The sequence below is a fragment of the Natronomonas sp. genome (genome assembly GCF_036625485.1).
Classification (GTDB): Archaea; Halobacteriota; Halobacteria; order Halobacteriales; family Haloarculaceae; genus Natronomonas.
In genome coordinates this window covers 1-25,615 of sequence record NZ_JAZKTR010000017.1, presented here as the reverse complement: position 1 = coordinate 25,615, position 25,615 = coordinate 1, and the positions used below count along the sequence as shown (strand labels likewise).

29 protein-coding genes are annotated in these 25,615 nt (G+C 64.9%); 18 read left to right on the top strand and 11 right to left on the bottom strand.

What is annotated here, in order from left to right; translation table 11 throughout:
• Positions 1–287: plastocyanin/azurin family copper-binding protein (locus V5A53_RS03330; RefSeq protein ID WP_332312146.1), on the top strand; the 287-nt coding region annotated here is incomplete at its 5' end.
• Between the two features lie 6 nt (positions 288–293).
• On the opposite strand, the gene V5A53_RS03325 is transcribed toward V5A53_RS03330, so the two are convergent.
• Together V5A53_RS03325 and V5A53_RS03320 are read right to left on the bottom strand one after the other, a co-directional pair.
• Complete coding sequence (locus V5A53_RS03325) at positions 294–788, bottom strand: type II toxin-antitoxin system RatA family toxin (RefSeq protein WP_332312145.1); 495 nt, start codon at positions 786–788, stop codon at positions 294–296.
• A gap of 36 nt (positions 789–824) precedes the next feature.
• Positions 825–1,763, bottom strand: a complete 939-nt coding sequence (locus V5A53_RS03320; RefSeq protein WP_332312144.1) for an ArsA family ATPase — start codon at positions 1,761–1,763, stop codon at positions 825–827.
• Between the two features lie 267 nt (positions 1,764–2,030).
• Between V5A53_RS03320 and V5A53_RS03315 the strand changes: the two genes are divergently transcribed.
• The 3 genes from V5A53_RS03315 to V5A53_RS03305 all read left to right on the top strand — a co-directional run bounded on the left by V5A53_RS03315 (position 2,031) and on the right by V5A53_RS03305 (position 3,651).
• Positions 2,031–2,273: a YgaP family membrane protein gene (locus tag V5A53_RS03315; protein ID WP_332312143.1), complete on the top strand. Its 243-nt coding sequence runs from the start codon at positions 2,031–2,033 to the stop codon at positions 2,271–2,273.
• Between the two features lie 198 nt (positions 2,274–2,471).
• Entirely contained in the window at positions 2,472–3,239 is a 768-nt protein-coding gene (locus V5A53_RS03310; RefSeq protein WP_332312142.1) for an FAD-binding protein, read from the top strand.
• Between the two features lie 73 nt (positions 3,240–3,312).
• Complete coding sequence (locus V5A53_RS03305; protein ID WP_332312141.1) at positions 3,313–3,651, top strand: 2Fe-2S iron-sulfur cluster-binding protein; 339 nt, start codon at positions 3,313–3,315, stop codon at positions 3,649–3,651.
• A gap of 52 nt (positions 3,652–3,703) precedes the next feature.
• Here V5A53_RS03305 and V5A53_RS03300 read toward each other — a convergent pair whose 3' ends face one another.
• From V5A53_RS03300 to V5A53_RS14535, 3 genes are all read right to left on the bottom strand, one after another.
• A complete protein-coding gene (locus V5A53_RS03300) occupies positions 3,704–5,146 on the bottom strand; it encodes an amidase (protein WP_332312140.1) in 1,443 nt (480 codons plus the stop codon).
• 84 nt (positions 5,147–5,230) lie between these two features.
• Positions 5,231–5,734, bottom strand: coding sequence for a hypothetical protein (locus tag V5A53_RS03295; protein ID WP_332312139.1), 504 nt, complete (start codon positions 5,732–5,734; stop codon positions 5,231–5,233).
• 71 nt (positions 5,735–5,805) lie between these two features.
• A complete protein-coding gene (locus V5A53_RS14535; protein ID WP_442928669.1) occupies positions 5,806–8,106 on the bottom strand; it encodes a heme-binding protein in 2,301 nt (766 codons plus the stop codon).
• A gap of 267 nt (positions 8,107–8,373) precedes the next feature.
• On the opposite strand from V5A53_RS14535, the gene V5A53_RS03280 reads away from it, so the two are divergent.
• The 3 genes from V5A53_RS03280 (at position 8,374) to V5A53_RS03270 (ending at position 9,758) form a co-directional block, all read left to right on the top strand.
• Positions 8,374–8,619 carry a hypothetical protein gene (locus V5A53_RS03280; protein WP_332312138.1) on the top strand — a complete coding sequence of 82 codons (246 nt, stop codon included), beginning with the start codon at positions 8,374–8,376 and terminating at the stop codon, positions 8,617–8,619.
• A complete protein-coding gene (locus V5A53_RS03275; protein WP_332312137.1) occupies positions 8,616–8,873 on the top strand; it encodes a DUF7123 family protein in 258 nt (85 codons plus the stop codon). The genes V5A53_RS03280 and V5A53_RS03275 overlap by 4 nt, the downstream gene beginning before the upstream one ends.
• 315 nt (positions 8,874–9,188) lie before the next feature.
• Positions 9,189–9,758: a DoxX family protein gene (locus tag V5A53_RS03270; protein WP_332312136.1), complete on the top strand. Its 570-nt coding sequence runs from the start codon at positions 9,189–9,191 to the stop codon at positions 9,756–9,758.
• A 113-nt stretch (positions 9,759–9,871) separates the two neighbouring features.
• Here the strand turns inward: V5A53_RS03270 and V5A53_RS03265 are convergent, their stop codons facing one another.
• Genes V5A53_RS03265 through pyrH form a run of 3 tightly spaced genes read right to left on the bottom strand, consistent with a single transcriptional unit; the run spans position 9,872 to position 14,039 of the window.
• On the bottom strand, positions 9,872–11,653 hold the full coding sequence (locus tag V5A53_RS03265) for a site-2 protease family protein (RefSeq protein WP_442928584.1): 1,782 nt from the start codon (positions 11,651–11,653) through the stop codon (positions 9,872–9,874).
• A gap of 57 nt (positions 11,654–11,710) precedes the next feature.
• On the bottom strand, positions 11,711–13,360 hold the full coding sequence (gene lysS, locus V5A53_RS03260) for a lysine--tRNA ligase (RefSeq protein WP_332312135.1): 1,650 nt from the start codon (positions 13,358–13,360) through the stop codon (positions 11,711–11,713).
• On the bottom strand, positions 13,353–14,039 hold the full coding sequence (gene pyrH / locus V5A53_RS03255; RefSeq protein ID WP_332312134.1) for a UMP kinase: 687 nt from the start codon (positions 14,037–14,039) through the stop codon (positions 13,353–13,355). The genes lysS and pyrH overlap by 8 nt, the downstream gene beginning before the upstream one ends.
• 94 nt (positions 14,040–14,133) lie before the next feature.
• On the opposite strand from pyrH, the gene V5A53_RS03250 reads away from it, so the two are divergent.
• The 3 genes from V5A53_RS03250 to V5A53_RS03240 all read left to right on the top strand — a co-directional run bounded on the left by V5A53_RS03250 (position 14,134) and on the right by V5A53_RS03240 (position 16,723).
• Positions 14,134–14,913 carry a molybdopterin synthase gene (locus V5A53_RS03250; protein ID WP_332312133.1) on the top strand — a complete coding sequence of 260 codons (780 nt, stop codon included), beginning with the start codon at positions 14,134–14,136 and terminating at the stop codon, positions 14,911–14,913.
• A gap of 278 nt (positions 14,914–15,191) precedes the next feature.
• A complete protein-coding gene (locus V5A53_RS03245) occupies positions 15,192–15,425 on the top strand; it encodes a DUF7123 family protein (protein ID WP_332312132.1) in 234 nt (77 codons plus the stop codon).
• A 125-nt stretch (positions 15,426–15,550) separates the two neighbouring features.
• Positions 15,551–16,723 (top strand): site-2 protease family protein, encoded by a 1,173-nt coding sequence (locus V5A53_RS03240; RefSeq protein ID WP_332312131.1) that lies wholly within the window; start codon positions 15,551–15,553, stop codon positions 16,721–16,723.
• Here V5A53_RS03240 and thiL read toward each other — a convergent pair.
• The gene (thiL, locus tag V5A53_RS03235; RefSeq protein WP_332312130.1) at positions 16,720–17,589 is read right to left on the bottom strand and encodes a thiamine-phosphate kinase; all 870 of its coding nucleotides are present in this window, start codon (positions 17,587–17,589) and stop codon (positions 16,720–16,722) included. The genes V5A53_RS03240 and thiL overlap by 4 nt on opposite strands.
• Positions 17,590–17,662: 73 nt before the next feature.
• Here thiL and V5A53_RS03230 point away from each other — a divergent pair, with 73 nt between their 5' ends.
• The 8 genes from V5A53_RS03230 to V5A53_RS03195 all read left to right on the top strand — a co-directional run bounded on the left by V5A53_RS03230 (position 17,663) and on the right by V5A53_RS03195 (position 23,832).
• Entirely contained in the window at positions 17,663–18,676 is a 1,014-nt protein-coding gene (locus V5A53_RS03230) for a lysylphosphatidylglycerol synthase transmembrane domain-containing protein (protein ID WP_332312129.1), read from the top strand.
• Positions 18,677–18,738: 62 nt separating this feature from the next.
• Complete coding sequence (locus V5A53_RS03225) at positions 18,739–19,194, top strand: 30S ribosomal protein S19e (RefSeq protein ID WP_332312128.1); 456 nt, start codon at positions 18,739–18,741, stop codon at positions 19,192–19,194.
• Positions 19,195–19,424: 230 nt separating this feature from the next.
• Positions 19,425–20,129 (top strand): class I SAM-dependent DNA methyltransferase, encoded by a 705-nt coding sequence (locus V5A53_RS03220; protein ID WP_332312127.1) that lies wholly within the window; start codon positions 19,425–19,427, stop codon positions 20,127–20,129.
• A gap of 54 nt (positions 20,130–20,183) precedes the next feature.
• The gene (locus V5A53_RS03215; protein WP_332312126.1) at positions 20,184–20,540 is read left to right on the top strand and encodes a DNA-binding protein; all 357 of its coding nucleotides are present in this window, start codon (positions 20,184–20,186) and stop codon (positions 20,538–20,540) included.
• Positions 20,541–21,128 (top strand): DUF7411 family protein, encoded by a 588-nt coding sequence (locus V5A53_RS03210; protein WP_332312125.1) that lies wholly within the window; start codon positions 20,541–20,543, stop codon positions 21,126–21,128.
• A gap of 44 nt (positions 21,129–21,172) precedes the next feature.
• Positions 21,173–21,826 (top strand): potassium channel family protein, encoded by a 654-nt coding sequence (locus tag V5A53_RS03205; protein ID WP_332312124.1) that lies wholly within the window; start codon positions 21,173–21,175, stop codon positions 21,824–21,826.
• A 306-nt stretch (positions 21,827–22,132) separates the two neighbouring features.
• Complete coding sequence (locus V5A53_RS03200; protein ID WP_332312123.1) at positions 22,133–23,203, top strand: putative sulfate/molybdate transporter; 1,071 nt, start codon at positions 22,133–22,135, stop codon at positions 23,201–23,203.
• Between the two features lie 146 nt (positions 23,204–23,349).
• Positions 23,350–23,832 carry a DUF7384 family protein gene (locus tag V5A53_RS03195; RefSeq protein ID WP_332312122.1) on the top strand — a complete coding sequence of 161 codons (483 nt, stop codon included), beginning with the start codon at positions 23,350–23,352 and terminating at the stop codon, positions 23,830–23,832.
• On the opposite strand, the gene V5A53_RS03190 is transcribed toward V5A53_RS03195, so the two are convergent.
• Together V5A53_RS03190 and V5A53_RS03185 are read right to left on the bottom strand one after the other, a co-directional pair.
• Entirely contained in the window at positions 23,782–24,537 is a 756-nt protein-coding gene (locus tag V5A53_RS03190) for an SDR family NAD(P)-dependent oxidoreductase (protein ID WP_332312121.1), read from the bottom strand. The two genes, V5A53_RS03195 and V5A53_RS03190, sit on opposite strands and share 51 nt — an antisense overlap.
• 142 nt (positions 24,538–24,679) lie before the next feature.
• Positions 24,680–25,330, bottom strand: coding sequence for a non-canonical purine NTP pyrophosphatase (locus tag V5A53_RS03185; RefSeq protein ID WP_332312120.1), 651 nt, complete (start codon positions 25,328–25,330; stop codon positions 24,680–24,682).
• Positions 25,331–25,615: the final 285 nt, after the last annotated feature.

Genomic DNA, 25,615 nt, shown 5'->3' with positions numbered 1-25,615 from the left:
ACGTCGTCAGCGAGGCGGGCTACACCTACGAGTACGAGTTCACCGAGGAGGACGTCGGTATCACGACCTACAAGTGTGAACCCCACGAGGCACAGGGGATGAAGGGAGGTATCGCCGTCGGCGAGGACGTCGAAACGATCGAAGTCGGCGGCGGCGACGAGGGTCCGCCCATCCAGATTCCCGATAACGTGTATTCGCTGACGATGGCGACGTTCCTCGTGCTGGTGACGACGCTCGGTCTCGGCTACTTCTTCATGAAGTACGGCGGCGACTACGAGGCCGAGTAGCGCCGCTCACGCCGTCTCGATTTCGAGGGCTACGTCCCGGTTTCGCCCCTCGAGGTCGCGTACGATTCGACGGACGACTCGTTCGGCTTCCGCTTTGACTTTCGGCTTGACCTTCTCGATGACCCAGTCGAAGGAGACGAATCGCGGGAGACGGAGGGCGTCGCCGTTGGCCGAGTCGGGATGGTATTCGACCCGGAGGGTGACGGCGGTTCCGTCCTCGGTCGGTTCGACGAGCCACTGGCCGACGGCGTCGATATCCTTGATGATGCGCCAGTCGATTCGGTCGGGTGGGTCGACGTCGGTCACCCGCGAACGGGCCGTGTATTCGAGTTTCCACCACGCGAAATCCAGTTCGTACTCGGTGCCAGGGGCGCCGTCGCCGTGCTGGCGCACGTCGGTCAGATGCTTCGAGTACCGCGCGTAGCCGGGGAAATCCAGCAGGAACTCGTAGACCTCTTCGGGCGGCAGGTAGACGACAGTCGAAACCTCGACGGTATCCACACCCTTCGTTGGGATGTAAGCCCCCTAAGCCTTCGGTCAGAGGCGGTCGGCGATGGTTTCGACGGCATCCAGGCCGTGGACCTCGCCGTGGAGCAAGGGCAGAAGCGTCAGCGGAAGGTCGAACGTCTCGCGGGCCTCCTCGATGCGTTGCTGCTGGCTCGCATAGCGTGACTGACAGAGGTCACAGTCCGGCGTCGGGTCCTCGATGACCTTGTTGATGACGGCGCGACCGGCGGGGATGTCGTAGGCGTCGAGTTCCGCCAGCAGGCGCTCGGTTTCGAGGATGGCCATCGTCTCGGGGATGAGGACGGGCCGGAACTCGGTCCGTTCGGGGTCCCGAAGCGCCTCGGCCACGCGGTCCATGCGTTCCTGTAGCTCTTCGAGGTCCACGTCGACGTCCGGCGATTCATCCTCGTCCTCGTCGTCGTCGTTTCCGAAGAAGGTGCGGACCGAATCAGCGAGCGTCGAAACTTGCGATTTGACCGTCATGAGTTTCCCCATCGCGGAACTCATCACGTCGGGGAGTTTCAGCAGGCGGAGGGTGTGGCCGGTCGGCGCGGTGTCGAAGACGATGTACTCGTAGCGCGGGTCGTCCATGTAGTCGACGAAGAGGTCCATCGCGGCGGCCTCGTCGGTTCCGGGAGCGACGCCGGCCTCGATGACGTCGTCGAGGTCACCCTCGTCCAGCGAGATGCCGAGGTCGTCCAGTTCGTCGAGGGCGGCGCTGACCTGCCCGCGATACTGGCCGATGCGTTCCTCGGAGTCGACTTCGACGGCCCAGAGGTCGAGGTCCTCGCGGAGGTGGGTCGGTTCGGACCCGACCTCCCGGTCGAAGACGTCCGAAAGCGAGTGTGCCGGGTCGGTCGAGACCACGAGCGTGGGATGGCCGTTGCGAGCCTTTTTGAGCGCGGTCGCCGCGGCACAGGTCGTCTTGCCGACGCCGCCCTTGCCGCCGTAGAGTACGTACTGCGTCACGGGCGTGGCTATGGCACGGATGGCTTAAACCGTCCCGCCTTCCACTCGTGGCGGTCTTTAGGGGAATTGGCTGGATGCCGTTCGGGGTCCCATCTTTCCGACCCGTGTGAACACCTGGTTAATAATGTTTATCCATCATTTGATGAACTCGACATTTCCGTTCGCTTTCGGCCGTTAGATGGCGTTCAAATCCTGAATACAGGAGGTGACCTACAGAATCATCGCTTTTATTATATTTGATACCGTATATCACAGTTGGCGATAATCATGAACAAAAACGTGGGTGGCTACGACAGGATCGGGCGGTTCGTAATCGGTGCAGCCCTCGTCATCGTAGGAATCGTTGGCTACGTCGGGATGTTGCGCGTGGCCGCAGGGCCGATACCGCAAGCACTCATGTCGTTGATACTCGTACTGATCGGTGCCATCCTCCTGGTGACCGGCTACATACAGAAGTGCCCGCTAAATAGCGTGTTGGGGATGAACACGTTCAAGTCCCGTAACCGGTGAGGGTGGGTCATCAACCCCTCTGTTCGGCTCTTCTTCTTCGGAACCAGCCACGCGAGAGGCCGCTACACGCGGAGGCCTCGGCCGGCTGAGGGCGTTCGAGGTGGTTGCAGTCGAGCCATTACCGAACTCGATGTATATCCGTATCCCACACGCAGCTAAACCGGGGTATTTGTAGGGAGACCCGTCGAAACGCGGATCATGAGCGAGACAGACGAACCACGCGTCGCTATCGTCGGCGGCGGCGTCGCCGGTCTGACGGCGGGCACCTTCACCGCGCGGAACGGCTTCGATACCGTCGTCATCAACCACGGCGAGTCGATCCTTTGTCGGAACAGCCACCTCGAGAACGTGCCGGGTTTCCCGGCGGGTGTCAACTCCCGACTGTTCCTCGACCTGTTGGAGGAACAGGCGGGCCGCAATGGGTGTCTCTTCGAGCAGGGACTGGTGACGAACCTCCAGCCGACCGAGGAGGGATTCCAGATTCGCGTCGAGGCCGACGACGAGTTCGACCTCGTCGCCGACTACGTCATCGTCACCTCGTGGTCCGACAGCGACTATCTGGAAGATATCGAGGCGATCGGCCTCACCAAGCGTGGCTCGAAGACCTACGTCGACATCGACGACGACGGCCGGACCGACGTCGACGGCCTCTATGCGGCCGGTCGTATCGCTGGCAAGGAACACCAGACGGTCGTCTGTGCGGGCCACGGCGCGGACGTCGCGCTGACGTTGGTTCACGACTCCGACGTTCCGTTCTACCACGACTGGGTCGCCCCGGAGGGGTACTTCACCGAGCGGGACCGCGAGGTGCCGCCGGGGGTCGAGGAGATCGACGAGGAAGAGCGACGCCGTCGCGAGCGCGAATCGATGGAAGTGATGGCGGAAGCCTTCGAGGATTACCACCCCGACGACCCGACGATGCATCCGAGCGTCGTCGAGAAGCGTGACGCCGAAACCGAGGAGTAGGCCGACTTCTGTTCCCGCGCGGGCGAGACATGTTGGTAAAGAGTTTTGTCGGGGTTGGACGTAGGCCTCACGCATGACCGACTACACCGTCGAGTTCGTCGGGACCGGCGAGGAGATCACGGTCTCCGACAAGGAGACGATTCTCAGCCGATGCATCGAGGAGGGTATCGCACAGGAGTACTCCTGTCGCGTCGGGATGTGTCTGGCCTGTTCCGCCGAGATCGTCTCCGGCGAGGTCGCACAACCGGCCGCCCGTGGCCTCACCGAGGAGGAAGCCGAGAAGTACGCCCTGACCTGTATGGCCCGGCCACTCTCCGATCTGGAACTCGACCGCGGGAAGTACCCGCCGAGCATCGAGGACGACGCCGCGGTCGATGCCGACGGCTCCGACGCGGCGGCGGCCGACGACTAACGTTTTTATTCCTTCCTCGACGGCGGCGCCCGACGAGACGTGAAGGGAGAGGTCAGCTCGGATAGTCCCACGGACTGGCTTCCTCCAGCGCGGCCGCGATACCCAGCAACTCGGCCTCGCTGTAGGTCTCGCCGACCAGCTGCATCCCGATGGGGAGGCCGTCGACGGGGTCGGCGGGGACGTTGACGACGGGATGGCCGGTCAGGTTCAGCGGCCACGCCATCGTCCAGTCGGTCGGCATTCCGGTCGTCGACTCGCCGTCGATCTCGGTCGGCATCGGTTCGTCGTGGGTCAGCGGCGGCGTCGCAAGCGTCGGACAGGCCAGCGCGTCGTAGTCGTCGAAGACCCGGTCGATGGCGTGGAAGAGGTCGGTCCGCGGGAAGTCGGCCGTCGCGATGTCCATCGCCTCGTTGCTTCGGCCCATGCCAACGAGCGACTGGAGTTCCGTCGGCACGCCGTCGGCGTAATCTTCCAGCAGGTCCATATCGAGCGACTCGTCGACTTCGGCGACGCTCGTCGCGAAGAAGGTCGTCACGGTGAGACTGTAGACGTGGGTCAACTCGCCTTTCGGCGGGGTATCGAGGTCGACCCGGTCGACGGTCGCGCCCTCGCGTTCGAGGTCGGCCAGCGTCGATTCGAGGGCCTCCCGGACCTCGGGCGCTACGGCGAAGATATCGAGGTCCGGCGAGTAGGCGATATCGAGGTCCGAAGGGGCCGGCGCGTCGGCGACCGCCTCGGCGTAGCCGTCCTGCTTGGGCACGCTGAAGGGGTCCGAGGGATGTTTGCCGGCTTCCACATCGAGCATGACGGCGAGGCTCTCGACGTCGCGAGCCATCGGTCCGAGGACGCCGACGGGCGTGTGGCCCCGGAAGCCGTTGGTCCGGTTGCCCCGCGGCACGAGACCGTGACTGGGTTTGACCGAGACCACGCCGCAGCAGGAGGCAGGGTTTCGAAGCGACCCGCCGACGTCGGAACCGGTCGCCAGTGCGGCGAGACCGTCGGCCAGCGCGGCGGCCGATCCGCCGGAAGATCCGCCCGCGTTGTACTCGGGGTCGAAGGGCGTTCCCGTCGGCCCCTGCAGGAGGTTGTCGGTCCGGACCCTGTGGCCGAGTTCGGGCGTGTTCGTCGTGCCGACGATGACCGCACCGGCGGCTTCGAGCCGCTGGATGGTCGGACTCGTCGAATCGGCGACGTTGTCCGACAGCGGCTTCAGCCCCTTCGTATTCCGGACGCCGGCTTTCGATTCGGAGAGGTCCTTCATCGCAAGCGGGACGCCCGCCAGCGGCAGGTCCTCGCCCTCGCCGTTCTCGACCTGCTCGCGGACCTCGCGTGCGCGCTCGCGCGCTTCGTCCCCGAGTACGGTCACGAACGAGTTCGTCACCTCGTTGCGCTCCTCGATGCGGTCGATGAACTCCTCGACGACGTCGACGGGGTCGTACTCGCCGTTCCGTACTCCCTCGGCGATGTCGACTGCGGACTCGTAATGGAGACTCATGACAACAACACACAGACGGCGGCGAACTAAACGTTGTGCCGTCGTCCGAAGGTGCCGATACTGGGGGCGGCATGCCCCGCCGGCTTAGGGTCCAGTCATCGCATCCCCGAACCCGGCGAAGACGCTGATGACGTACGCCGGTCCGATGAGGAAGACGAGATACCAGAGGAGGCTCGTCACGACGAGCAGCACCGTACTCGCTGAGTAGCCGTTCGGGTCCCAGTCGAGGTTCTTGCGGGGGAGCACGTACAGCAGGACGACCGGCCAGACGACCAGCGAGACGGCTGTTGCAATGACGATTCCGTCGACGCCCGCCGCGTAGAGTTCCGATGCCTTTCCCGGTGACAGGACGTCACGACTCAGCGAGATGCCGGCACCGAAGAAAAAGCCCCACACTACGGCCGGTAGGGGAATCCACAGTACGTAGTTCGGGAGCCACTCGAACGGCGGCAGCGACTCGAAGAGCCGCCGGAAGCGCTCGGTGAGCAGGAACGGCGACCAGAGGATTCCGATGAACCATCCGTACAGACCGGCGACGACAGCGAGGAAGACGCCGGTATAGAGGATCGATAGTGGCTGGAGGGCCATACGTCGGCCACTCGGAGCAGGAATATGGGTTTTGGGTAGGTGTGTGACCGAACGAGCGCGAAACCGAACGGTCAGGCGAGGAAGACGTGGCGTGGACGGTCGGCCAGAACCTCGCGGCCCCACTCGACGGTCTCTCGGAAGTCCTCCGAGCGGAAGAACGCCATCGCGGCGTCCTTGTCGGTCCACTGGCTGGCGATGAACATGTCGTTCTCGTCGTCGCTGTTGACGAACAGGCGGGTGTTGAGGTGGCCGTCCATGTCGTCGAGGGCCTCGCCGACCTCCCCGAAGGTCTCGACGAACTCCTCGCGATAGTCGGGTTGGACGGTGTAGAACATGCCCATCGTGCCGAAGCCGGATTCCTCCTCGCCGGCTCGGGAGACGATGCCCGGGAGTTCGGAGAGGAACCCGCCGGCCTTCTCGGCGGCGTCTTCGGTCTCCCAGATGGAGACGACGGCGGTGCGGTCGCCGTCGTGCTCGTCCGCGTAAGCAGCGGACTTGACGTGGCTGTCGTAGTGTTCGAACCGCTCGCGGAGGTCGCCGAGTTCGTCGCTCAACGCCTCGGAGTCGGCCTCCGAGTAGAGGACCATCGCGTAGACGTCCTCGCCGTGGGGCTGGCCGGCGTAGATATCGAGGTCGTCGAGTTCGCCGCGGATGGCGTCGTCCTCGTCGGTGCCGTGGGTTTCGGCGTCGGCATCCTCGTCGTCGTCCTCGTCGCTTTCGAGGTTCGTCCCGACGCCGGGACCGGCCCCCGAGAGGTCCGAGAGGAAGCCGGAGGCGGTGTTGGCGGCGCGTTCGTTGACCCACAGCGAGACGACGGCGGTATCGCCCGCGTCCGCGCGCACGGTCGTCAGCACGTGGGTGTCGTAGTGCTCGAAGTTCTCCCGCAGGCCGTCGACCTCGTCGACGAGGTCTTCGGCGGCCGTCGTCGACCGGAAGAGGAGGGCATAGCCCGCATCGGGGTGGTCCTCGAGGTCGATGCCGAACCGACGGACACGGTGGGCGAACTCGTCGGTGTCGATCTCCTCGTGCGGCGGGTCGCCGGAGGACGGACGGCCGCCGGAGGATTCCTCGGATTCGGCTTCGTCGTTTCCGTCCGTGGATTCGCCCCCGTCCTCGTCCTCGGTGAGGGCGGCGCCGATGCCGTCGTCGGCGCCCGGCAGGTCCGCGAGGAAGCCGGAGGCGGTGTTGGCGGCGCGTTCGTTGGCCCACAGCGAGACGACCGCGACGGAGTCGTCGTCGGTCGTGACGACCGTCTTCACGTGGGTGTCGTAGTGGTCGAAGTTCCCGCTCAACTCCTCGACCTCCTCGTGGAGGGTCGCTTCGTCGGCGCCGGATTCGAAGAGCAGGCCGTAGCCCGCATCTCCGTCGGCGACGTCGACGCCGTATGTGCCTGCTTTGCGGGTGAAGGTGCTGGCGTCGATCTCCTCGTGGGGGGCGTCGCCGGGTGAGGGGCGGCCGCCTCCACCGGAGTCACCTTCGTCGTGGCCGTCGTCGGCCTCGCCGTGTGCGTGGGATGCGTCCTCGCCGCCAGTCTGGGGATGTCCCTCGGACCCAACGTCGAGGGAGTCGCCGTCGAGGTCCTCGTCGGTGGGGACGGCCTCGCCGTCGAAGAAGGCCTGCAGGTCCTCGGGCGGGAACTGCCGGCCGACGTAGAAGGGGCCGAACTCCGCGAACTTCGAGGAGGAGGGGTCGAACCGCATCTCGTAGAGCAGGTGTTTGATGTCGGTCGGATCGTCCGCGAAGAGGGTGACGCCCCACTCGTGGTCGTCGAGGCCGACGCTGCCGGTGATGATCTGGGTGACCTTGCCGGCGTACTCCCGGCCGATGTCGCCGTGGGCGGACATGTACTCCGCACGCTCCTCGAAGGGGAGATCGTACCAGTTGTTCTCGGGCCCTCGACGTTTGTCCATCGGGTAGAAGCAGACGTGGTTCGCGTCGGGAACCTCGGGATAGATGCGCTGTTTCATGTAGTTGCGCATCCCCTCGTCCTCGATGTCGTCGAGGCCGTCGGTGAGGTCCTCGTGCATGTAGCCCGAGACCTCGGTGACGGAGACGTACGAGGAGGCCCGTTCGGTGAACTCCGCCAACGCCGTCGACTCGAACCGCCGTTCGATGCGGTCGAGGTGTTCGAGCGTCGGGCGGAGATGCAGTATCATGAGGTCGGCCTTGTGACCGACGACGGAGAAGACCGCACTTCCCCCTTCCTCGGAGTCGTCGAGGGCCTCGTGAGACCGCAGGAACTCGATGCCCTCCTCGATGGCCCGCTGTCTCGTAGCCTGTGGCGCGTTCCGCCACGCCTCCCAGTCGATGCGCCGGAGATCGTGAAGGGCGTACCACCCTTCCTCGGTACCCGGCGGTCGGCGTCGTACCATATCACGGGCTTGGGACCCGCGGATAATGGTGTTTTTGAGTCCGGCGAGGGAGACGCTCCAGCCCCTGGTTCGATGTCCATCTCCTCGGAAATCCGGAGATAACGAATTAGAAGAGATTATAAAACTTCTAACGGCTTTTCGAAACGTCTCTAAGATTCGAAAAAGACGATGAAAGGTCGTCCTGTTCCTCGAATCGAGCCGAATTCATCGGAAGACTGTGGTCTTTATATGGTAATGGCGGTCCCAGAGTGAAGCGAGAAGAGCCCCATGTCAAGCGCAACGCCCTCACGACTGTCCCCCGCGACCGCCGACCGCCGTCGGCTCGTCGCCGCCCTTGCCGACCGCCTCCTCACCGGCGTCCGCGCGATGGCCTTCTGGTCCGCCGCGCTGTTGCCGCTGGTCATCGTCGCCGCCCTCTTTTCGGGTGCGGTCGGTGCGAGCGCCGTCGGCATCGCCCTCGCCGTCAACGCGGCGTGTGCGATCGTCGGTCACAGTTACACCCCCAACGCATGAGTACGAACACCTCCACCGTCGAGTCCCCGTATCGGTCCCGGAAAGCAAAGCGCCTCGCCGAGTATCTCCGTGCGGAAGCCGAACGCGCCGACAGCGACCTCTACGTCAAAGGCAAGTTCATCGCCGACGACGTGGACCTCTCCCCGAAGGAGATCGGCGCGCTCCTCTCCCAGCTCCAGGGGAACGTCCCGGGGCTGGAGATCGAGAAGTGGTCCTACACCTCCGCGACCACGTGGCGCATCGCTACCTGCTGATACGGATCGTTGTAACAAATTACCGGCGAACGCCCGGTACGGTTCGGCGTTCGCCGGTAAAAGACTACAACAATCCGTATGAAACCGACCCGGGCTCTCACCCGGTCCCCGCTTCCCCTCCACGGCTCTCCCTGTTTTCGAGACGACGTAGACGTCATAGAACCGGCCACGAGATGCTGTTCTTATCTCTATCGACGAAACAGCCGCTAACAAATCATGTATCGACGATATGTCATGAATCGTGATTTAATTCGTCAGTCCCACGGTCCGGGATTCTGAGATGGCATTATCACTCTATTGATACTATGTTCTGGTATGAGTACTACAACCGACGCTCAGACCCGCTATAACGAACTCCGATCGACCATCGGTGGCTTCACCGTCGAAGGACGTGCCCACTCGCTCAGCGCGTGGTTCGTCCTCGCGCTCCGTCTCGTCATCGGGTTCGCCTTCCTCTATTCCGGGGTCGAGAAGATCCTCGGTGGCTTCGCTGCACAGGGGTATCTCGGAAACGTCGCTGCGGCCAACGGGAACCCACTGGAGGGGATGTTCCTCTGGATGAGCCAGACACCGTGGTTCATCGAGTTCGTCAACGTCGCCGTCCCGTGGGGCGAAACAGCCATCGGACTCGGCCTTATCGTCGGGTTTATGACTCGCCTCGCGGCGTTCTTCGGCGCGCTCATGATGCTCATGTTCTACTTCGGTAACTGGGACATGGCCCACGGCCCCATCAACAGCGACTTCATGTACATGCTGGTGTTCTTGTCGGTGGCCGCCTTCGGGGCCGGACGTATCCTCGGGCTCGACACCTACGTCGAACAGTACGAAATCGACGGTCAGGCGCTCGTCGAAAAGTACCCACAGCTCGGCTACTTGCTGGGCTGACCGGAGCCATCCGGGCACAGGGGGACGACTCCTGACGACATCGACTGCTTTCTGAATCCTCTATTCTTGTCGAGCCAGCGGCTGTGCCGCCGGGTCATATAAAAAGTGGACGACTATGAGAGCAGCTGCGGCACGAACAGCAATCCAAGGAGGCTGAGTATCATCACGGCGCTGATGCTGGTCGTGATCACGGTCGCCGTCGTCGGCGTGGTGTCGCCGGGCAATCGCGCCAGCACCGCCTCGACGGACGACCGGAGGATATGGCCGCCGTCGAGCGGATACGACGGGATACAGTTGAAGATACCGAGGTTGATGTTGACCCAGCCGGTCCAGAAGAGGGCGTTGACGAGGCCGAAGACGAGGCCCGCACTCAGCGGGCCGGAGACCGTATAGAAGTTCGTGATGGCACCGTTGAAGCCGGCGAAGTTGTAGCCGAGGTTCGGATCGACGACGCTGGCGAAGGGCAACACGAGGATGACGAACACCCGCGTGATGAAGGTGTTAATCGGGTCTTCACCCATTCCGGACCCACCGAGGAATGAGTGATACTGGTCGGCGGGATAGGTGTCGATACCGAAGTCGTTGATGACGAGTCCGCTCGTGCCCTCCTGAATCCCGCCGATACCGAGGAAGCCGTAGTCGCCCTGCGGGTTCTCGCCGAGGGTCACCTCGTAGGTGTGGCGGGCGCCGTTCCACGGGTCGGTTCCGTCGGGGTCCTCGTTGTGGTAGGCGACGACTTCGACGGTTTCGCCCGGTTCGGTGTCTCGGAGGACGTCGGTCAGGGCCTCCGGGTTCGGCGTCCGCTCGCCGTCGACGCTGTGGATCAGCATGGGCTGGTCGGGGGCGCCGCCGTCGGTTCCGAGCGGGCCGTCACCGGGGACGGTACTGACGAACGTGCCGACCGGGAGCCGAACGGTTCCGTTTTCGGTTTCGAGTTCGACGACCTCGGAGTCGGCCAGCGCGGCGTCGAACTCCGAACCGGTCTGTACTCGCTCGCCGTCGACCGCACGTATCTCGTCGCCGGCCGAAAGCGGCGCGTCGACCACCGCGCGCGTGACGATGAGGCTCCGTTCGACGGTGACGGCCTCGCCGTTCTGTCTATCGACGGTCACCTCGCGGTCGGCGTCGGCCAGCGCGGCTTCGAAGTCGTCTTCGCCGTCGATAGGCTGGCCGTTGACGGCCGTGATGACGTCGCCGCGTTCGATACCGGCGTCCTGGGCCGCCGACCCCGGCAGGGCGCCACCGACGGCAACGCCCGGGACGACGGTGACGAAACTCCCGACGAGCACGAAGAGCAGGCCGAACGCGATGGCAGTCACGAGGAAGTTGTTCGTGACGCCGGCGGCGAACATCCGGGTCTTGCTCCCGCGGTCGGCCGCCTCCTGGCTTTCCTCGTCGGGCTGGACGAACGCGCCCAGCGGGAGGAATGCGAGGAGGGCGATACCCATCGAGTCGATATCGATGTCCTCGACGCGACACAGCAGGCCGTGGCCCCCCTCGTGGACGACCAGCCCGACCAGCAGGCCGATGAGGATATCGACGGCGGCGGTCCACGGAAGGAACTGGTTGACGCCAGGGATGACCAGGGCGTCCTGCGGGCGTGCGATGGTCGCCGCCTGCGGCTGGGTCACCACGCTGTAGGCCGAAAACAGGACGGCGAAAAACGAGCCGAACATGATGACGATGGCTATGCCGACGCCGAAGTTGCCCCACGCGCGCCAGAACCGCTTCGGGCTCGCAAGCCAGTCCAGAAACGCGCGCCCACGCTTCGTGTGGATGGTGAGTATCGGTCCCGACACCCGGAAGGACGGCGGTAACACCCCGCGGGCGCTCAGCGCCATCGCGACCGACGTGTAGATGAGGATGCCGACCAGTATCCACCACAGCGTATTCATTATCCTGAACACAGGACGCGAACGCCAAAAACCCGACCTTTCGTCCGTGGACGTTCGTCAGGCCTCGCGTCGGAGCCGGTCGACGACGAACTCCGCATCCATCGGCGCGAGGAAGGGTCCGAGCCGTGGCCCCTGCGCCTCGTCGAGGAAGAGCCGATAGCCGGCCTCGAAGAGGTCGCCGACGGGAACGTCGTTGTCCTTTGCGGTCTCGTAGATCTCGCCCTGCAATGCATCGGCGTCCGGGGATTCGGCCTCGATGAAGTCGGCGAGGTCGTCCAGGGCGGCTTCCAGTTCCGGCTCGAAGTCGACGTCGGGAAGGTCCTCGGCGAGCCGGTAGTTGAACTCGTTGTCGGTGCGGACCGCCCACGCACGAGCCTTTTCGACCCGTTCGAGCGCGGCGTCGATCTCGGCCTCGTTCGCGTCCTCGGGGATGTGGCCGGAGCGCTTGGCCATCTGGACCCGAAGGTCGCGGTTGTCCGTCATCCCGAGGACGGCGGCGAAGGTGTAGGGAACGCGAACCGGCTGGGCGTCGGTCACCTCGCCGACGACCATCGGATAGGCGCGGTCGGCACGCTCCCGTTCGTCCTCGCTGACCTCGCCCTCGGCGGTGCCGTAGTAGACGGCCTCGAAGCGGTCGAAGTCGTCGACGAGGCGGTCGAGGCTCCCCACGTCGAAGTCCCGCTGTTTCTTCGGGTTCTTCGTGAAAAAATACCGGAGGACGGGCCGTTCGAGCAGTTCGAGCACCTCGTCGACGGTGATGATGTTTCCCGACGACGACGAGAGGGCTTCGCCGTTGAGCGTGAACCACTCGTAGACCATCGGAACCGGCGGTTCGAACTCGAAGACCTCACGGGCGACGGTCTTGCCGGAGGGCCACGACCCTTCGGCGTGGTCCTTGCCGAACGGCTCGAAATCGACGCCCAGGACCTGCCACTGGGCGGGCCACTCGAAGCGCCACGGCATCTTGCCCTCACGGAAGGTGGCTGTCCCCTCGTGGCCACAGCCCTCGATGACGTCGTCGCCGGCCTCGACGTCCTCGCAGACGTAGTCGACAGTCTCCGATTCGAGATCGACGTTCGTGATCGTCTCGGTGAGGTTGCCACATTCCTCGCATTGGGCGAAGAAGGGGACGTAGTTCTCGTCGACCTTCTCCTGGAACTCGCTCAGGACCTCGCGAGCGGTTTCGCGGTGTTCGAGGACGTGTCGAACCGCGTCGTCGAACTCGCCGCTTTCGTAGAGTTCCGTGTTGGAGACGACGTCGATAGGGACGCCGATGGCTTCGGCCGACCGGGAGAGCAGTTCCGTGAAGTGGGCACCGTAGGAGTCACAGCAGCCGAAGGGGTCCGGAACGTCGGTGTAGGGCTTGCCGAGGTTGCGGCCGAGCGCGCCGGCGTCGACCTCTCCGAGGCCGACGACGTCCCATTCGAGGTCCGCCAGTCGCCGCGGAAGCTTTCGTAAGCGGTCCTTATCGTCGGTCGTGAAGACCTGTCGGACCTCGTGGCCGCGGTCACGGAGCGACTCGGCGACGAAGTAGCCGCGCATGATCTCGTTGAAGTGGCCGAGATGCGGGACGCCGGAGGGGGAGACGCCGCCTTTGATGATGATCGGCTCGTCGGGATTCCGCGCCTCGATCTCGTCGGCTACTGCGTCCGCCCAGAAGGCCCGTTGCTTGCCCGTGCCGATGTCGTAGAGGTCGTTGTCACTCATTCGGGACAACCTCGGTGCCGTCGAACTCTTCGCCCTCGACGGCGGCGGCGACGCGTTCGGGTTCGTTGCCGTCGAGCACAACGGTTCGGATGCCGGAGCGTTCGATGATCTTCGTCGCGAGCAGGTCGACGGGCGCGTTCGACCCTGCGCTCGTCTCGATAGAGGAGATGACATCGACGAGTTCGCTCGCGGTCAGTCGGTCGAACCGCTCGGCGTCGGCGTCGCGGTTCGGGTCCGCCGAGAAGACGCCGGGGACGCTCGTGGCGTAGACCAGCAGGTCGGCCTCGACCATCTCCGCGAGCAGTGCGGAGACGGCGTCGGTGGTGTGGCCGGGGACGGTCCCGCCCATGACGGCCACCTCGCCACGCCGGAGGGAGGCGCGGGCAGCCTCGTGGGATTCGGCCGGTTCGGAGATGGCCGAGCGTTCGAGGGCAGTGATGAGCAGGCGGGCGTTCAGTCGTGTCACGTCGATACCCAGCGCGTCGAGGTCGTACTCGGTCGCGCCGAGGTCCCGTGCGGTGCCGATGTACTCCCGTGCGACGTCGCCCCCGCCGACGACGGCGGCGACTTCGTGGCCGCCGTCGGCCAGTTCGTCGATGACGGCGGCGTGGGCTTCGACCCGGTCGGCCTTCAGGTCGGGTGCCAGCACACTCCCGCCGATAGAAACGACTATTCTCATTAGGGTCAGGTTGCCGTGTTTCGGTCTTAAGGGTTGTCAAGACCGGACGCCCGCCGGCGACACCTACAAGCCCCAGCGGTCGAACTGGTGTGATATGTACGCTTTCGCGGTATCCGGGGCGGACGCGGAGGTGGCGCTCCGGCGTCTCGTGTCCGCACTCGATGGACGGTTCGGTGTGGTTCGTATCGGCGAGGCGGCGACGGACGGCGGCCTCGCGGCCGCCCGAGCTGACACCGAATACACGCTCGACGATGGCTGGCAAGCCGCCGGCGATGACCTGTCGCCCGACGACGCCCTCGACAGACTCGCGCCGGACCACGACTACGCTGCCGTGCTCGGGGTCTCCGAAGCGCGGGTGCCACAGATCGTGGTCGGCGGCGACGCCGAGGACGCTCTCGTCGAGGCTGACGACGCGGAATCCCTCGACGTGGAGGCGACCGTCGACGCCATCCACGACACCGAACCCTACGAGACGCTGGAATCGCTCGTCGCGTCGGTCAAGGAATCACCGAAAGCCGAGTATTCCGGCGCGATTGCCACCTTTACCGGCCGCGTTCGCCCGAAGGACGGAGAGGAGGACCCGCGAACGACGGCTCTCGAATTCGAGAAGTACGAGGGCGTCGCCGAAGGGCGGATGCGAACCATCGAGACGGAACTGGAAGAGCGCGAGGGGGTTCTCGACGTACGGCTTCACCACCGCACGGGCCGCATCGAGGCCGGCGAGGACATCGTCTTCGTCGTCGTCCTGGCCGGCCACCGCGAGGAGGCGTTCCGAGCGGTCGAGGACGGCATCAACCGCCTGAAAGACGAGGTCCCCCTTTTCAAGAAGGAGGTCACCGAGGCCGAGACCTTCTGGGTCCACCAGCGGGACTGACCGTAGCGGGCGCGGACTGTAGCGTGGCTCTATGCGGCAGTATTTTCTGCCAAACATCGTTTTGACTGACGTATAGAACGTGAAACGAATGGGATTATTCAGATAGTATAGATAATATTAGAAAGTCTTAGAATGGTCTATAAAATATATCGGTGGGTTTGAATCGATAGTGAAACGTACCTTTTTCCCGCTTTTTCCTCCGAATCGGGCCGAATCGACCCTAAGCTTCCACCCTTTATATGCTAATCCGGGGGATAGGCGGGAGTGAGGTGTCAGAGATGAGCGCTACGACGCAAACGGAGAGCAAGGAAACGCGGCTCCGACGCTACCTCCGTAACCGCGCCGAGGATGGAGAGGTATACATCAAGGGCAAGTTCATCGCCGACGACGTGGACCTCTCGCCCAAGGAGATCGGTGCGCTGATGGTCAAGCTCAAAGACTCCGCGACGGACCTCGAAATCGAGAAGTGGTCCTACACGTCGGCGACGACGTGGCGCGTCGACCACGCCTGATACGGACTACAACTGTCCGTATGACGACCTGACACCGGCTTCCCCGCCGGTCCCCGCTCTTTCGATTCCTTCCTCGTTGGCCGCCGTCAGGGGATTTATCCCCGCCAATCCCTACGTTTCTCCTGATGAGCATACGCGACCCGGAGGCGGACCACGACGGCCCGTCACCGGAAGCGCTCCTGCCGGCGTTCCGGACCGACGACGTCGAGGTCGACGACAACGGCCGACTCGTCTACTACGGTCGGCCGCTGGTCGAATACCGCCGCATGGAGCGTGAGCTGTGGCCGCTGTTCCGCGAACACGGTTACGAGGTGCGACTGGACGTCGTCCCCGATTCCGAACAGGACCCGATAACCGGCGTCGCGGTCACGACCGAACGGCAGGCGCTGGTTGCCGAACCCCGAAGCGTCGGCATCGATGGCATCCCGTGGACGAACATCGCCATGCTCGCAGCGACGATCCTGACGACGCTGTATGCCGGCACCATCTGGTATTACGAACCCGTCAACGGGCCGCTCGATCTGCTCGCAGGGTGGCCCTTCGCCCTCGCGGTCCTCGGCGTGCTCGGCGTTCACGAATTCGGCCACTACGCCCTCTCGCGGTACCACGACGTACAGGCGAGTCTACCCTACTTCATCCCGGTGCCGACCTTCATCGGCACCTTCGGCGCCGTCATCAAGATGGAGGGCCGCATCCCCGACCGGAAGGCGCTGTTCGATATCGGCATCGCCGGCCCGATTGCGGGCCTCATCGCGGCCGTCGGCGTCGCTATCGTCGGCCTGTATCTCGACCCCGTCTCGGTACCGCAGGGGGTGTTGGAGAATGAAAACGCCATCCAACTGGACATCGGCTACCCGCTCTTGTTGCAGTTCCTCGCGTGGGCGACCGGCCAGCCGCTGGAGTATAGCGACCCCGGCCTCGTCACGAGTCCCGTCGTTTTCGGCGCGTGGATCGGCTTCTTCGTCACGTTCCTCAACCTCCTGCCGGTCGGCCAACTCGACGGCGGCCACATCATCAGGGCGATGACCGGCGACCGCTCGGAGACCATCGCCGCCCTCGTCCCGATGGGGCTTTTCGGTCTCGCGGGCTACCTCTACGTCTTCGCCAACGTCGGCGTCAACGCGCCCGTCCTGTGGACGTTCTGGGGGTTCATCGCTCTCGGGTTGGCCTACGTGGGACCGGCCACGCCCGTCTTCGACGAACCGCTCGACAGGAAGCGAATCGCGCTCGGCATCCTCACGTTCGTCGTCGGGGCGCTCTGCTTTACTCCGGTTCCCTTCGAGTTGACCGGCGTCTAATGGGTGTAGCCACGGTCCGAAAGCGGCTCGTCGTCCATTCTTATTCCGGATTCGGTGACCGCCCCGATCTCCGTCACCTCGACCGGGGCGGCGGCTTTTGCCTCCTCGACGGTTGCCGACGGCAGCGTACAGACTAACTCGAAGTCCTCACCGAAGTGGACGCCGAGTTCCAGTCGGTCGTCGGCATCGCGGGCCACCTCGTCGACGGCAGAATCGATGGGGACGGCGTCGTACGATACGTCGAACCCACAGTCGCTGGCCTCGGCCAACTGGTGGAGCGACCGCGCGAGGCCGTCGCTGGAGTCCATCATCGCCGTCGCGTACCCACCGAGAGCCCGGCCGGCCGCAACCCGCGGTTCGAACCGGAACAGGTCATTGGCGCGCTCGGTATCGCCTGCCTCGAACAGCCGGAGGGCTGCGCCGCTCCGCCCGAAGGTCCCGGTCACACAGACGGAATCCCCGGGTTCTGCTCCCGACCGGTAGACGGGTGAACCGACTTCTCCGAGGGCTGTCGTCGACACGGTGAACTCCTCGTGGCCGTCGAGGTCGCCACCGACGTATTCGGCGCCGCTTTCCTCGCAGACGTCGGTACACCCGCGGAGGAAGTCGGCTATCTCGCCGTCCCGGAACTCGGGGGCGCCGTAGATGGCGAGGGCAGCCGTCGCATCGGCACCCATCGCCGCCACGTCCGAAAGCGAGGCGCCGACCGCTCGCCACCCTGCCGTGTATCGAGTCGTCCCGTCGGGGAAATCCGTCGTCTCGTGGAGCATGTCGGTCGTCACGACGAGTCCGTCGACGACCGCACAATCGTCGCCCGCAGCGTCGACGTGCTCGCCGACGAGCGAAAGTGCCGCCCGTTCGTCCATGCCGGAGGCGTCGCCCGCCGGCGGCATAGGCGCATCGGTGCGTTGAAACGATGGCCAATCGATACCCCGAACGATGCGTCTCGACGTCCGTGCGACAGTCGCGGGATTCGCCGGCGCGATCGCCGTGCTCGCACTGCTGGCGTGGCTGGTGGGTCTCGAGGAACTGTTCGCCGTGCTGTCGATGGCGAGCGCGTCCGGTATCACCGCCGTGTTCGCTGCTGCCGTCGTCTGGCTCGTCGCATGGGCGCTCGCGCTCGCGACGGTCCTCTCGGCGCTCGGGGCGCCCATTTCGGCACCGCGTGCAGTCGCCGTCTACGCTGGCGTACTCTTCTCGAACAACGTCACCCCGTTCGGGCAGGCTGGCGGGGAACCGATAAGCGCGCTCCTTATCTCCGAATCGGCCGATACCGCCTACGAGAACGCCCTCGCCGCGATCGCCAGCGCCGACTCGATCAACTTCGTTCCCTCGACTGCGCTGGCGCTCATCGGCGTCACCTACTACTCGGTCGCCGCGGCGGCCGGCGACGAACTCCGACTGGCAACTGCCGCCGTCGTCCTGTTGGCCGTCGGCATGCCGATCGCCGGTGTGCTGGCGTGGCGAAACCGCGAGCGGCTGGAAGCCGGCATCGGGCGCACGCTGACGCCCATCGCGAAGACCGTCGGCCGCCGAGTGCCTCGACTGTCGGTGCCGACACGGAAGGCGATCCAGTCCCGCGTCGACGGCTTCTTTCGTTCGCTGGAGGACGTGGCCACGGACCGGCGCTCGCTGGCGACTGCCATCGGCCTCTCGACGGTCGGTTGGATCGCTCAGGCGACCGCGCTGTGGTGTGCGTTCTACGCTATCGGCGTTCCCGTGTCACCGGAGGCCGTCCTCGTGGCCGTTCCCGTCGGCGCTATCGCCAGCGTCACGCCGCTTCCGGGCGGTCTCGGTGGGGTCGAAGCCGCCCTCATCGGCCTCCTCGTTCCGCTTGCCGGCGTCAGCGCGGCGACCGCAGCCGCGGCCATCGTGCTCCACCGTGGCGCGATATACTGGCTCCCGACGTTCATCGGAGGCGGTGTCGCCGCGGCACTGGCCGCCGACCGTTGATGTGTCACACGGGCCGGGATGGACCAACAGCGTTAAACGCAATCGACGGGAATCGGGACGTAATGACGACACTCTACGACGTGCCCGCCGAGGACCTGATCGAGGCGGTCGCCGAGAAGCTCGAAGACGAACTCGACGAACCCGACTGGATCACCTACACGAAGACCGGCTCCGGTCGCGAACTGCCCCCCGAGCAGGAGGACTTCTGGGCAACTCGCGCCGCCAGCCTCCTCCGCAAGGTCGCTGACAACGGCCCCGTCGGCGTCCAGAGCCTCCGTACCGCCTACGGCGACTCCATCAACGGCACGAACCGCTACCGCGTCCGCCCCGAACGGCAGTCCGACGGCTCGGGCAACATCATCCGTACCATCCTCCAGCAGCTCGAAGACGCAGGCTACGTCCAGCAGGCCCAGGACAAGGGCCGCGACCTCACCGGCGACGGTCGCACCCTTCTCGACGAAACTGCGGAAGAGCTTATCGAAGAGCTCGACCGGCCGGAACTAGAGCGCTACGCCTGAAACTTTTTGCACGGCGCGGCGAAGCCGCGCCGGCAAAAACTTTCATGAAAAAGACACTTCGACCCTCCCGATGGTCGGGTCTCGGTCCCGCGCCTACGGCGCGGTAGAACCGCTCGCGCCTGACGGCGCTCGCGGATGCTTTCTACGTTCGACTACCCCTCCCCTGAGATTGTTCTGTTCCTCCCGTATGGAGAAAAGCACAAACAGGGAGGACTGGTAGATAGTCAGCGATGCCCTCCGAGGACCGAAGCGCCGCGGACGTCTACGACGAAATCGCCGCGGCCTACATCGAGGACGTCGAAGGACATCCGTATAACGCACATCTGGAGTTTCCGGCAACGACCGAGTTGATACCCGAAGTGGCCGGGAAACGCGTCCTCGATGCCGGCTGTGGGGCCGGCTTGTATACGGAGTGGCTACTCTCCGAAGGCGCAGAGGTGGTCGGGGTCGATGCGAGTAAAGCGATGCTCGCCGAGGCTCGAACTCGGGTCGAGGGGGACGTCGAATTTCACGAAGCCGACCTTGCAGAGCCGTTACCGTTCGCTGACAACAACTTTGACGGCATCGTCAGCGGGCTGGTTCTCGACTATATCGAGGATTGGAAACCACTCTTCGGGGAGTTCGCGCGGGTGTTGAATCCGGGCGGTTTCGTCGTCTTATCGGTCAAACATCCATTCGACGAGTTCTTCGATGGGGATGGTGAGAACTACTTCGCGGTCGAGGGACGGACCAAAGACTGGGACGTACGGGACGTGAACATCCCTTCCTATCGTCGACCGCTGTCAGCGATGCTCAACCCGATCATAGACGCTGGGCTGACGATCGACCGGGTTGTCGAACCGCAGCCGACCGAGGCGTTCGCGGAGGCGTGTCCGGAACGCTACGAGACGGAGTCGAAACAGCCGGTTTTTCTGGCGGTTCGTGCAACGAGGTGATTAGTCGGCCGGCTTTCGGAATCATTTTTCTGTGTTCACGAGTATTAGACGAATATGAGTGGCGAACCTACCGACGAGGAACTCGATGAGCTTCGACAGAAGAAGATGGAACAGCTCAAAGAACAGCGCGGTGGCGGCGGGGAGGCCCAACAGGAGGCCGCTGAAGCCCAGCGTCAGCAGGCCGAGGCCCAGAAGAAGGCCATGCTCCGCAAGTCGCTGACCGACGGCGCACGGCAGCGACTCAACTCGGTGAAGATGTCCAAGCCGCAGTTCGGCGAGAAGGTCGAACAGCAGATCGTGGCGCTGGCCCAGAGCGGCCGCCTGCAGGGTAAAATCGACGAGGAGAAGATGAAAGAGCTCCTGCAGGAGATGAAACCCGAATCCAAGAGCTTCGACATCCGGCGCCGATAGATGGAGTGCGGACTGCTGTTCAGCGGGGGAAAGGACTCGTCGCTCGCTGCCCTCTTGCTCGACGGCTTTTACGACGTCACGCTCGTGACCGCGCATTTCGGCGTCACCGACGACTGGGAACACGCCCGCGAGGCCGCCGACGCGCTCGGCTTTCCCTTCGAGGAGATCGAGATGGACGGCGAGGTCGCCGACGAGGCCGCCGAACAGATGCGCGAGGACGGCTATCCGCGACGGGGGATCCAGCAGGTCCACGAGGCGGCCCTGGAGGCCGTCGCCGCCGAATACGAGGTCGTCGCCGACGGGACGCGCCGTGACGACCGAGTGCCCACCGTCTCCCGGGCGGTCGCCCAGAGCCTGGAGGACCGCCACGGCATCGATTACGTCGCGCCGCTTTCGGGATTCGGCCGCGGTGCCGTCGACCGTTTAGTCGACGCCCATCTGGTCGTCGAATCGGGTCCGAGCGAGGAGGTCCCGAAAGGCGACTACGAGACGGAACTCCGCGAGCGGATGCGTCAGCGTTGGGGGTCGGATGTCGTCACGAACGTCTTCCCGAACCACGAACAGACCCGGGTCGTCGGTCGGGCGTAGGTTCGGCGCACACCTTTTTGTTTTGTGGTGACATACCACGGTGCATGAAGTTCGTCATCGTCGGCTACGGCCGGGTCGGGATGCGCACCGCGAAGATCCTCGCCTCGGAGGGTCACGACGTCGTCATCGTCGATAACGACCCGGAGAAGGCCGCGGCGGCCCGCGAAGCGGGCCTCGAGATCATCGAGGGCGACGGTGAGGACGAACGCGTACTCGAAGCGGCGGGCATCGCGGACGCGGACGCGCTCGCTGCGCTGTCCGGCGACCTGAACGTCAATTTCACCGCCTGTATGATCGCCAAGGGCTACGACTGTCGGACGGTGCTTCGCATCGACGAGGACTACCGGCAGGAGATCTACGAGAAGTACGCGGCCGACGTCGACGAGGTCATCTACCCCGAGCGGATGGGTGCCGCCGGCGCCAAGACGGCGTTGCTCGGCGGGAACCTGAACGTGTTGGCGGAACTCACCGAGACGCTGACGGCGACGACGTTCGACATTCCGGACGGGTCGCCGGTCGTCGGCCGGCGGGTCGTCGAGGTCGACCTGCCGGGGAATGCCCGGTTGTACGCCCACGGACGGCGGAAGGAGCCGATGACGATTCCGATGCCCCGGACGGAGGTCCAGGCTGGCGACCGTGTCGCGCTCATCGCCGAGCGGTCGGCGCTCGACGAGGTAGAGACGATTCTAAAGGGCTGATTAAGAACACGGGCGCGCGATGGGGAGGATGGGGAACTTGAGGCCGTCGATGCGCGCCCATCCGTTCGCATGCGGGGATATTACATAAATCCGCGTCAGACGAGCGTGTGACCGGCGGCGCGCACCGACATCGCCCGTGATGACCGTCTCACCGTTCAGTTCGATCGGGTGTCGGTGCCACTCTGCTATACGACGTCGAGAGGCTCCCGTTCCGGAGGGGTAACTGGTTTCGATTTCGCACCACGGGTGCCGCAACGCACTTTAATTACTGGAAAATGACATATATGTCGGGCGTTTTCGTCCGCCATGGCGACGGCTGCGGCCATCGAACGGAAATTCTCGACGTCGGTGGGCGAGGTGACCGGCGCCATCGGCGACTCGATAACCGTGTTGCCGCTCGTCGTCGCACTCGGAGTACTGACGCCCGCCTCGTTGCCACATCTGTTGGCGGGCTTTGCTGTCTTCCAAGCGGTGTGGGGCGTCTACTATGGCCTCCCGCTGTCGGTCGAGCCGATGAAGGCGCTCGCGGGACTGGCGATCGCTGGCGCCATCAGCTACGGTGACCTCGTCGCGGCGGGCCTGCTGGCCGGCCTCCTGTTGCTCGTCGCCGGCCGAACCGGCGTGCTCACGGTCGTGGCGACACACGTCGGCGAACCCGTCGTTCGTGGCGTCCAGTTCGCCGTCGCTTGCCTGCTCGTCGTGGCGGCCGCCGACCTCGTCGTCGTCTCACCGACCGTCGCGGGCGTCGGGGTGGCCATCGCGGCCGTCGTCGCGCTGGTTTCCCGTCGGGCCGTAGCCCTCGCCGTCCTCGTGACCGGTGCGCTGTGGGCTGGGACAACGGGTGGCGTTCCGGCACCATCAGTTCCCGCCTTGGCGGTCTTTCCGAGCGGTTCGCCGACGCTCTCGCTCGGCGCCGTCGAGGGACTCGCTGCCCAGTTGGCGATGACGGTCGGCAACGCCGCTGTCGCGACGTCGCTTCTGCTGTCGGACCTCTACGACGCCGACGTCTCGTCCGACGAACTCGCCGAGAGCATGGGTGCGATGAACCTCCTCGCCGTCCCGCTCGGTGCGGTACCGATGTGTCACGGCTCCGGTGGTCTCGCCGGTAAGCACGCCTTCGGTGCCCGGACGGCGACGGCGAACCTCGTCGCCGGTGGACTCTACGTCGGCCTCGCGCTGTTCGCCGGACTCCTCGTCGCCTTCCCGATGGCGCTTCTGGGGGTGTTGCTCTGTGTCGTCGCGGCGTCGCTCGCTCGGGTCGCCTTCGAGGCGACCGACCGGCCGTGGCTGGTCGCGGGGATGGGTGGTCTCGCCGTTCTCACGAACGTCGGCTGGGCGTTTCTCGCCGGGGCCGTCTGGTGGCGTCTCAACCAGTAGCCAGTCGACACACCGCGGCGACGGTCGCACTTATGTATGCCCGGGCGAGATATCGACCCGTATGACGTGGAACGACCTCTTCGAACGCGGGGAGGCCTACGACGTATCGCTCGATGCGATTCGGACCTCACTCCGGGAGCGGCGTGATGAGCGATAGCGACAACGGCCCGGACCACACGCGCATCGTCGCCGACGCGGACGTGCTGGCTGCCGACCTTCTGGTCGGCGAGGCCGCCCGCGAGGCCCTCGACCACGTCCGCCGGCATTCGTGGCTCGAACTGGTCGTGACCGACCCGCTTCTCGACGACGCCGAGTCGGTCATCGCCGACCTCGCGGACGGGGAGTTGGCCGCCGACTGGCGCGTGAAAATCGAAGCCGAAGCGACCGTCGTCGACCAGTCCGAGGGCGACACCCCGGCGCTGGCGGCCGCTTATGAGGGGAATGCACCCCATATCGTCACGCTGAACGGTCGGCTTCAGAGCGCCGCCGCCGGTGCCAACCTCAAAAAGCACATGGACGTCAGCGTTCGGTCTCCCGACGCCTTCGCCCGGGTGTTCGACCCCGGGGCCGTCTACGAGTTAGTCTTCGAGGACGCCTATCCGGGACCGGATCGCGACCCCCGTGAGTAGCTTGAACGTCCAGCCGGTGACGACGACCCGTTTTCCAGCCTGCAAGCCATCGTAGCCCGCCTCGGCGGCCATCTCGACGTCCTGCATCTCGCCGCTGCCGAGCGGCGTATCCTCGTTTTTGGCCCGCTCCTGGAACTCCGTCTCGACGGGGCCCGGACACAGCACCGTCACCGAGACGCCCTCCGGTTCGAGTTCGCTCGCCAATCCCTCCGAGAAGGATTTCATGTACGCCTTCGAGGCGTAGTAGATCGTCATGAACGGCCCCGGGAACCACGCCGCCGTCGAAGAGACGTTGAGAATCCCGCCCTCGCCGCGGTCGGCCATGTCGCTGCCGTAGAGGTGGGTCAACTGCGTCGGCGTCACCACGTTCAATTGCGGCTGGTCGAGTTCTTGGTCAAGGTCGTTCTCGACGAAGGCACCTTGCGTACCGATACCGACGTTGTTGACGAGGATATCGACCTGTATTCCTCGGTCTTGGGTCTCTTCGTACAGATCGTAGGGCGCGTGTCGACTCGCGAGGTCCATCGCGACGGTGTGGGCCTCGATTCCCTGCTCGCCGTCGAGTTCGCCGGCCAACGATTCGAGTCGTTCCTCGCGGCGGGCGACCGACACGAGATCGTGGCCGCGGGCCGCGAACCGTTCGGCGAGAGCCTTTCCGATGCCTGCCGACGCGCCGGTTATCAGCGCCGTTCCATCCACAGACATGTACTCTACGGGGGGCGACTCCCTCAAAGGCGTACGGGCGGCATGCTGGGGGTACTTAATATGGACCTCTGAGGCCCCGAAGTCTCACTCCGTTCGACTCTGGAACCACCAAGGAGCTTTGCTCCCCCGAGGTACCGAGGACTCACGCGGTTCGTCCTTGGAACCACTCGGCGAACTTCGCCAGCGCGCGGCCGCGGTGTGAGATCGCGTTCTTCTGCTCGGCGTCCATCTCCGCGAACGTCGTGCCGTCGTGTTCGAAGATGGGGTCGTAGCCGAACCCACCTTCACCGCGCGGTTCGACGATGGTGCCAGGGACGGCGCCCGTGAATAGCTTCACGGGCACATCCCGTCCCTGGACAGTCTCGTCCGTCGTCGCCGTCGCCCGGTCGTCGGCCGCGAGGTCCTGCCCGCGGCGCTCGCCCGTGTCGACCGGTTCCGGTGACGCCTCGAAGGGTTCGCCGTCGCAGTAGGCGATGACACACCGGAACCGCGCGCTGGTGGCGTCTTCCCGCCGTGCCAGTCGGCCGACGCGCTCGATGCCGAGGGTGTCCTCGACGTACGACGAGTAGGGACCGGGAAAGCCGTCGAAATCGTCCAGATAGAGGCCGGCGTCGTCGACGATGACGGGTTCACCGACGTGTTCGTAGGCCCGCCGTGCACCGTCGGCCGCGACGGCCTCCAGCGAATCGGCCTGGATTTCCGTGTAATCGTAGTCCACCGAAGCCACGTCGTCGCCGAGGTACTCCTCGGCTTCGCGGACCTTCCCCTCGTTCGTCGTCACGTAATGAACCATGGTCGCCGGTACCGGCCGGCCGGAAAAAGCCTCACCGATACGCGACGCGTTCGGGTACTCCACCCCTGTTATACCCATGATACTTATGCGGGTGTGAACCGTACACACGGTTCAATGAGCGAGGGGGACGACGAGATCCGTGACGTGTTGCTCGATTACTCCGACCATCAGGCCGTCCGGAAGGTCTTCGGCGCTCACACCGGCAACGGGTCGGCGTCGCTCCGGGATTACGTCGAGACGATGCGGGCGACCGACGGGGCTGTCGCGCTCGTCGCCAACGACGGC

What these genes read in the sequence shown, in the direction of transcription:
- V5A53_RS03315 (WP_332312143.1), top strand. Translation starts at nt 2,031, where the DNA reads ATGAACAAAAACGTGGGTGGCTACGACAGGATCGGGCGGTTCGTAATC.
- V5A53_RS03310 (WP_332312142.1), top strand. Translation starts at nt 2,472, where the DNA reads ATGAGCGAGACAGACGAACCACGCGTCGCTATCGTCGGCGGCGGCGTC.
- V5A53_RS03305 (WP_332312141.1), top strand. Translation starts at nt 3,313, where the DNA reads ATGACCGACTACACCGTCGAGTTCGTCGGGACCGGCGAGGAGATCACG.
- V5A53_RS03300 (WP_332312140.1), bottom strand. Translation starts at nt 5,146, where the DNA reads ATGAGTCTCCATTACGAGTCCGCAGTCGACATCGCCGAGGGAGTACGG.
- V5A53_RS03295 (WP_332312139.1), bottom strand. Translation starts at nt 5,734, where the DNA reads ATGGCCCTCCAGCCACTATCGATCCTCTATACCGGCGTCTTCCTCGCT.
- V5A53_RS14535 (WP_442928669.1), bottom strand. Translation starts at nt 8,106, where the DNA reads ATGGTACGACGCCGACCGCCGGGTACCGAGGAAGGGTGGTACGCCCTT.
- V5A53_RS03280 (WP_332312138.1), top strand. Translation starts at nt 8,374, where the DNA reads ATGTCAAGCGCAACGCCCTCACGACTGTCCCCCGCGACCGCCGACCGC.
- V5A53_RS03275 (WP_332312137.1), top strand. Translation starts at nt 8,616, where the DNA reads ATGAGTACGAACACCTCCACCGTCGAGTCCCCGTATCGGTCCCGGAAA.
- V5A53_RS03270 (WP_332312136.1), top strand. Translation starts at nt 9,189, where the DNA reads ATGAGTACTACAACCGACGCTCAGACCCGCTATAACGAACTCCGATCG.
- V5A53_RS03265 (WP_442928584.1), bottom strand. Translation starts at nt 11,653, where the DNA reads ATGAATACGCTGTGGTGGATACTGGTCGGCATCCTCATCTACACGTCG.
- lysS (WP_332312135.1), bottom strand. Translation starts at nt 13,360, where the DNA reads ATGAGTGACAACGACCTCTACGACATCGGCACGGGCAAGCAACGGGCC.
- pyrH (WP_332312134.1), bottom strand. Translation starts at nt 14,039, where the DNA reads ATGAGAATAGTCGTTTCTATCGGCGGGAGTGTGCTGGCACCCGACCTG.
- V5A53_RS03250 (WP_332312133.1), top strand. Translation starts at nt 14,134, where the DNA reads ATGTACGCTTTCGCGGTATCCGGGGCGGACGCGGAGGTGGCGCTCCGG.
- V5A53_RS03245 (WP_332312132.1), top strand. Translation starts at nt 15,192, where the DNA reads ATGAGCGCTACGACGCAAACGGAGAGCAAGGAAACGCGGCTCCGACGC.
- V5A53_RS03240 (WP_332312131.1), top strand. Translation starts at nt 15,551, where the DNA reads ATGAGCATACGCGACCCGGAGGCGGACCACGACGGCCCGTCACCGGAA.
- thiL (WP_332312130.1), bottom strand. Translation starts at nt 17,589, where the DNA reads ATGGACGAACGGGCGGCACTTTCGCTCGTCGGCGAGCACGTCGACGCT.
- V5A53_RS03230 (WP_332312129.1), top strand. Translation starts at nt 17,663, where the DNA reads ATGCGTCTCGACGTCCGTGCGACAGTCGCGGGATTCGCCGGCGCGATC.
- V5A53_RS03225 (WP_332312128.1), top strand. Translation starts at nt 18,739, where the DNA reads ATGACGACACTCTACGACGTGCCCGCCGAGGACCTGATCGAGGCGGTC.
- V5A53_RS03220 (WP_332312127.1), top strand. Translation starts at nt 19,425, where the DNA reads ATGCCCTCCGAGGACCGAAGCGCCGCGGACGTCTACGACGAAATCGCC.
- V5A53_RS03215 (WP_332312126.1), top strand. Translation starts at nt 20,184, where the DNA reads ATGAGTGGCGAACCTACCGACGAGGAACTCGATGAGCTTCGACAGAAG.
- V5A53_RS03210 (WP_332312125.1), top strand. Translation starts at nt 20,541, where the DNA reads ATGGAGTGCGGACTGCTGTTCAGCGGGGGAAAGGACTCGTCGCTCGCT.
- V5A53_RS03205 (WP_332312124.1), top strand. Translation starts at nt 21,173, where the DNA reads ATGAAGTTCGTCATCGTCGGCTACGGCCGGGTCGGGATGCGCACCGCG.
- V5A53_RS03200 (WP_332312123.1), top strand. Translation starts at nt 22,133, where the DNA reads ATGGCGACGGCTGCGGCCATCGAACGGAAATTCTCGACGTCGGTGGGC.
- V5A53_RS03195 (WP_332312122.1), top strand. Translation starts at nt 23,350, where the DNA reads ATGAGCGATAGCGACAACGGCCCGGACCACACGCGCATCGTCGCCGAC.
- V5A53_RS03190 (WP_332312121.1), bottom strand. Translation starts at nt 24,537, where the DNA reads ATGTCTGTGGATGGAACGGCGCTGATAACCGGCGCGTCGGCAGGCATC.
- V5A53_RS03185 (WP_332312120.1), bottom strand. Translation starts at nt 25,330, where the DNA reads ATGGTTCATTACGTGACGACGAACGAGGGGAAGGTCCGCGAAGCCGAG.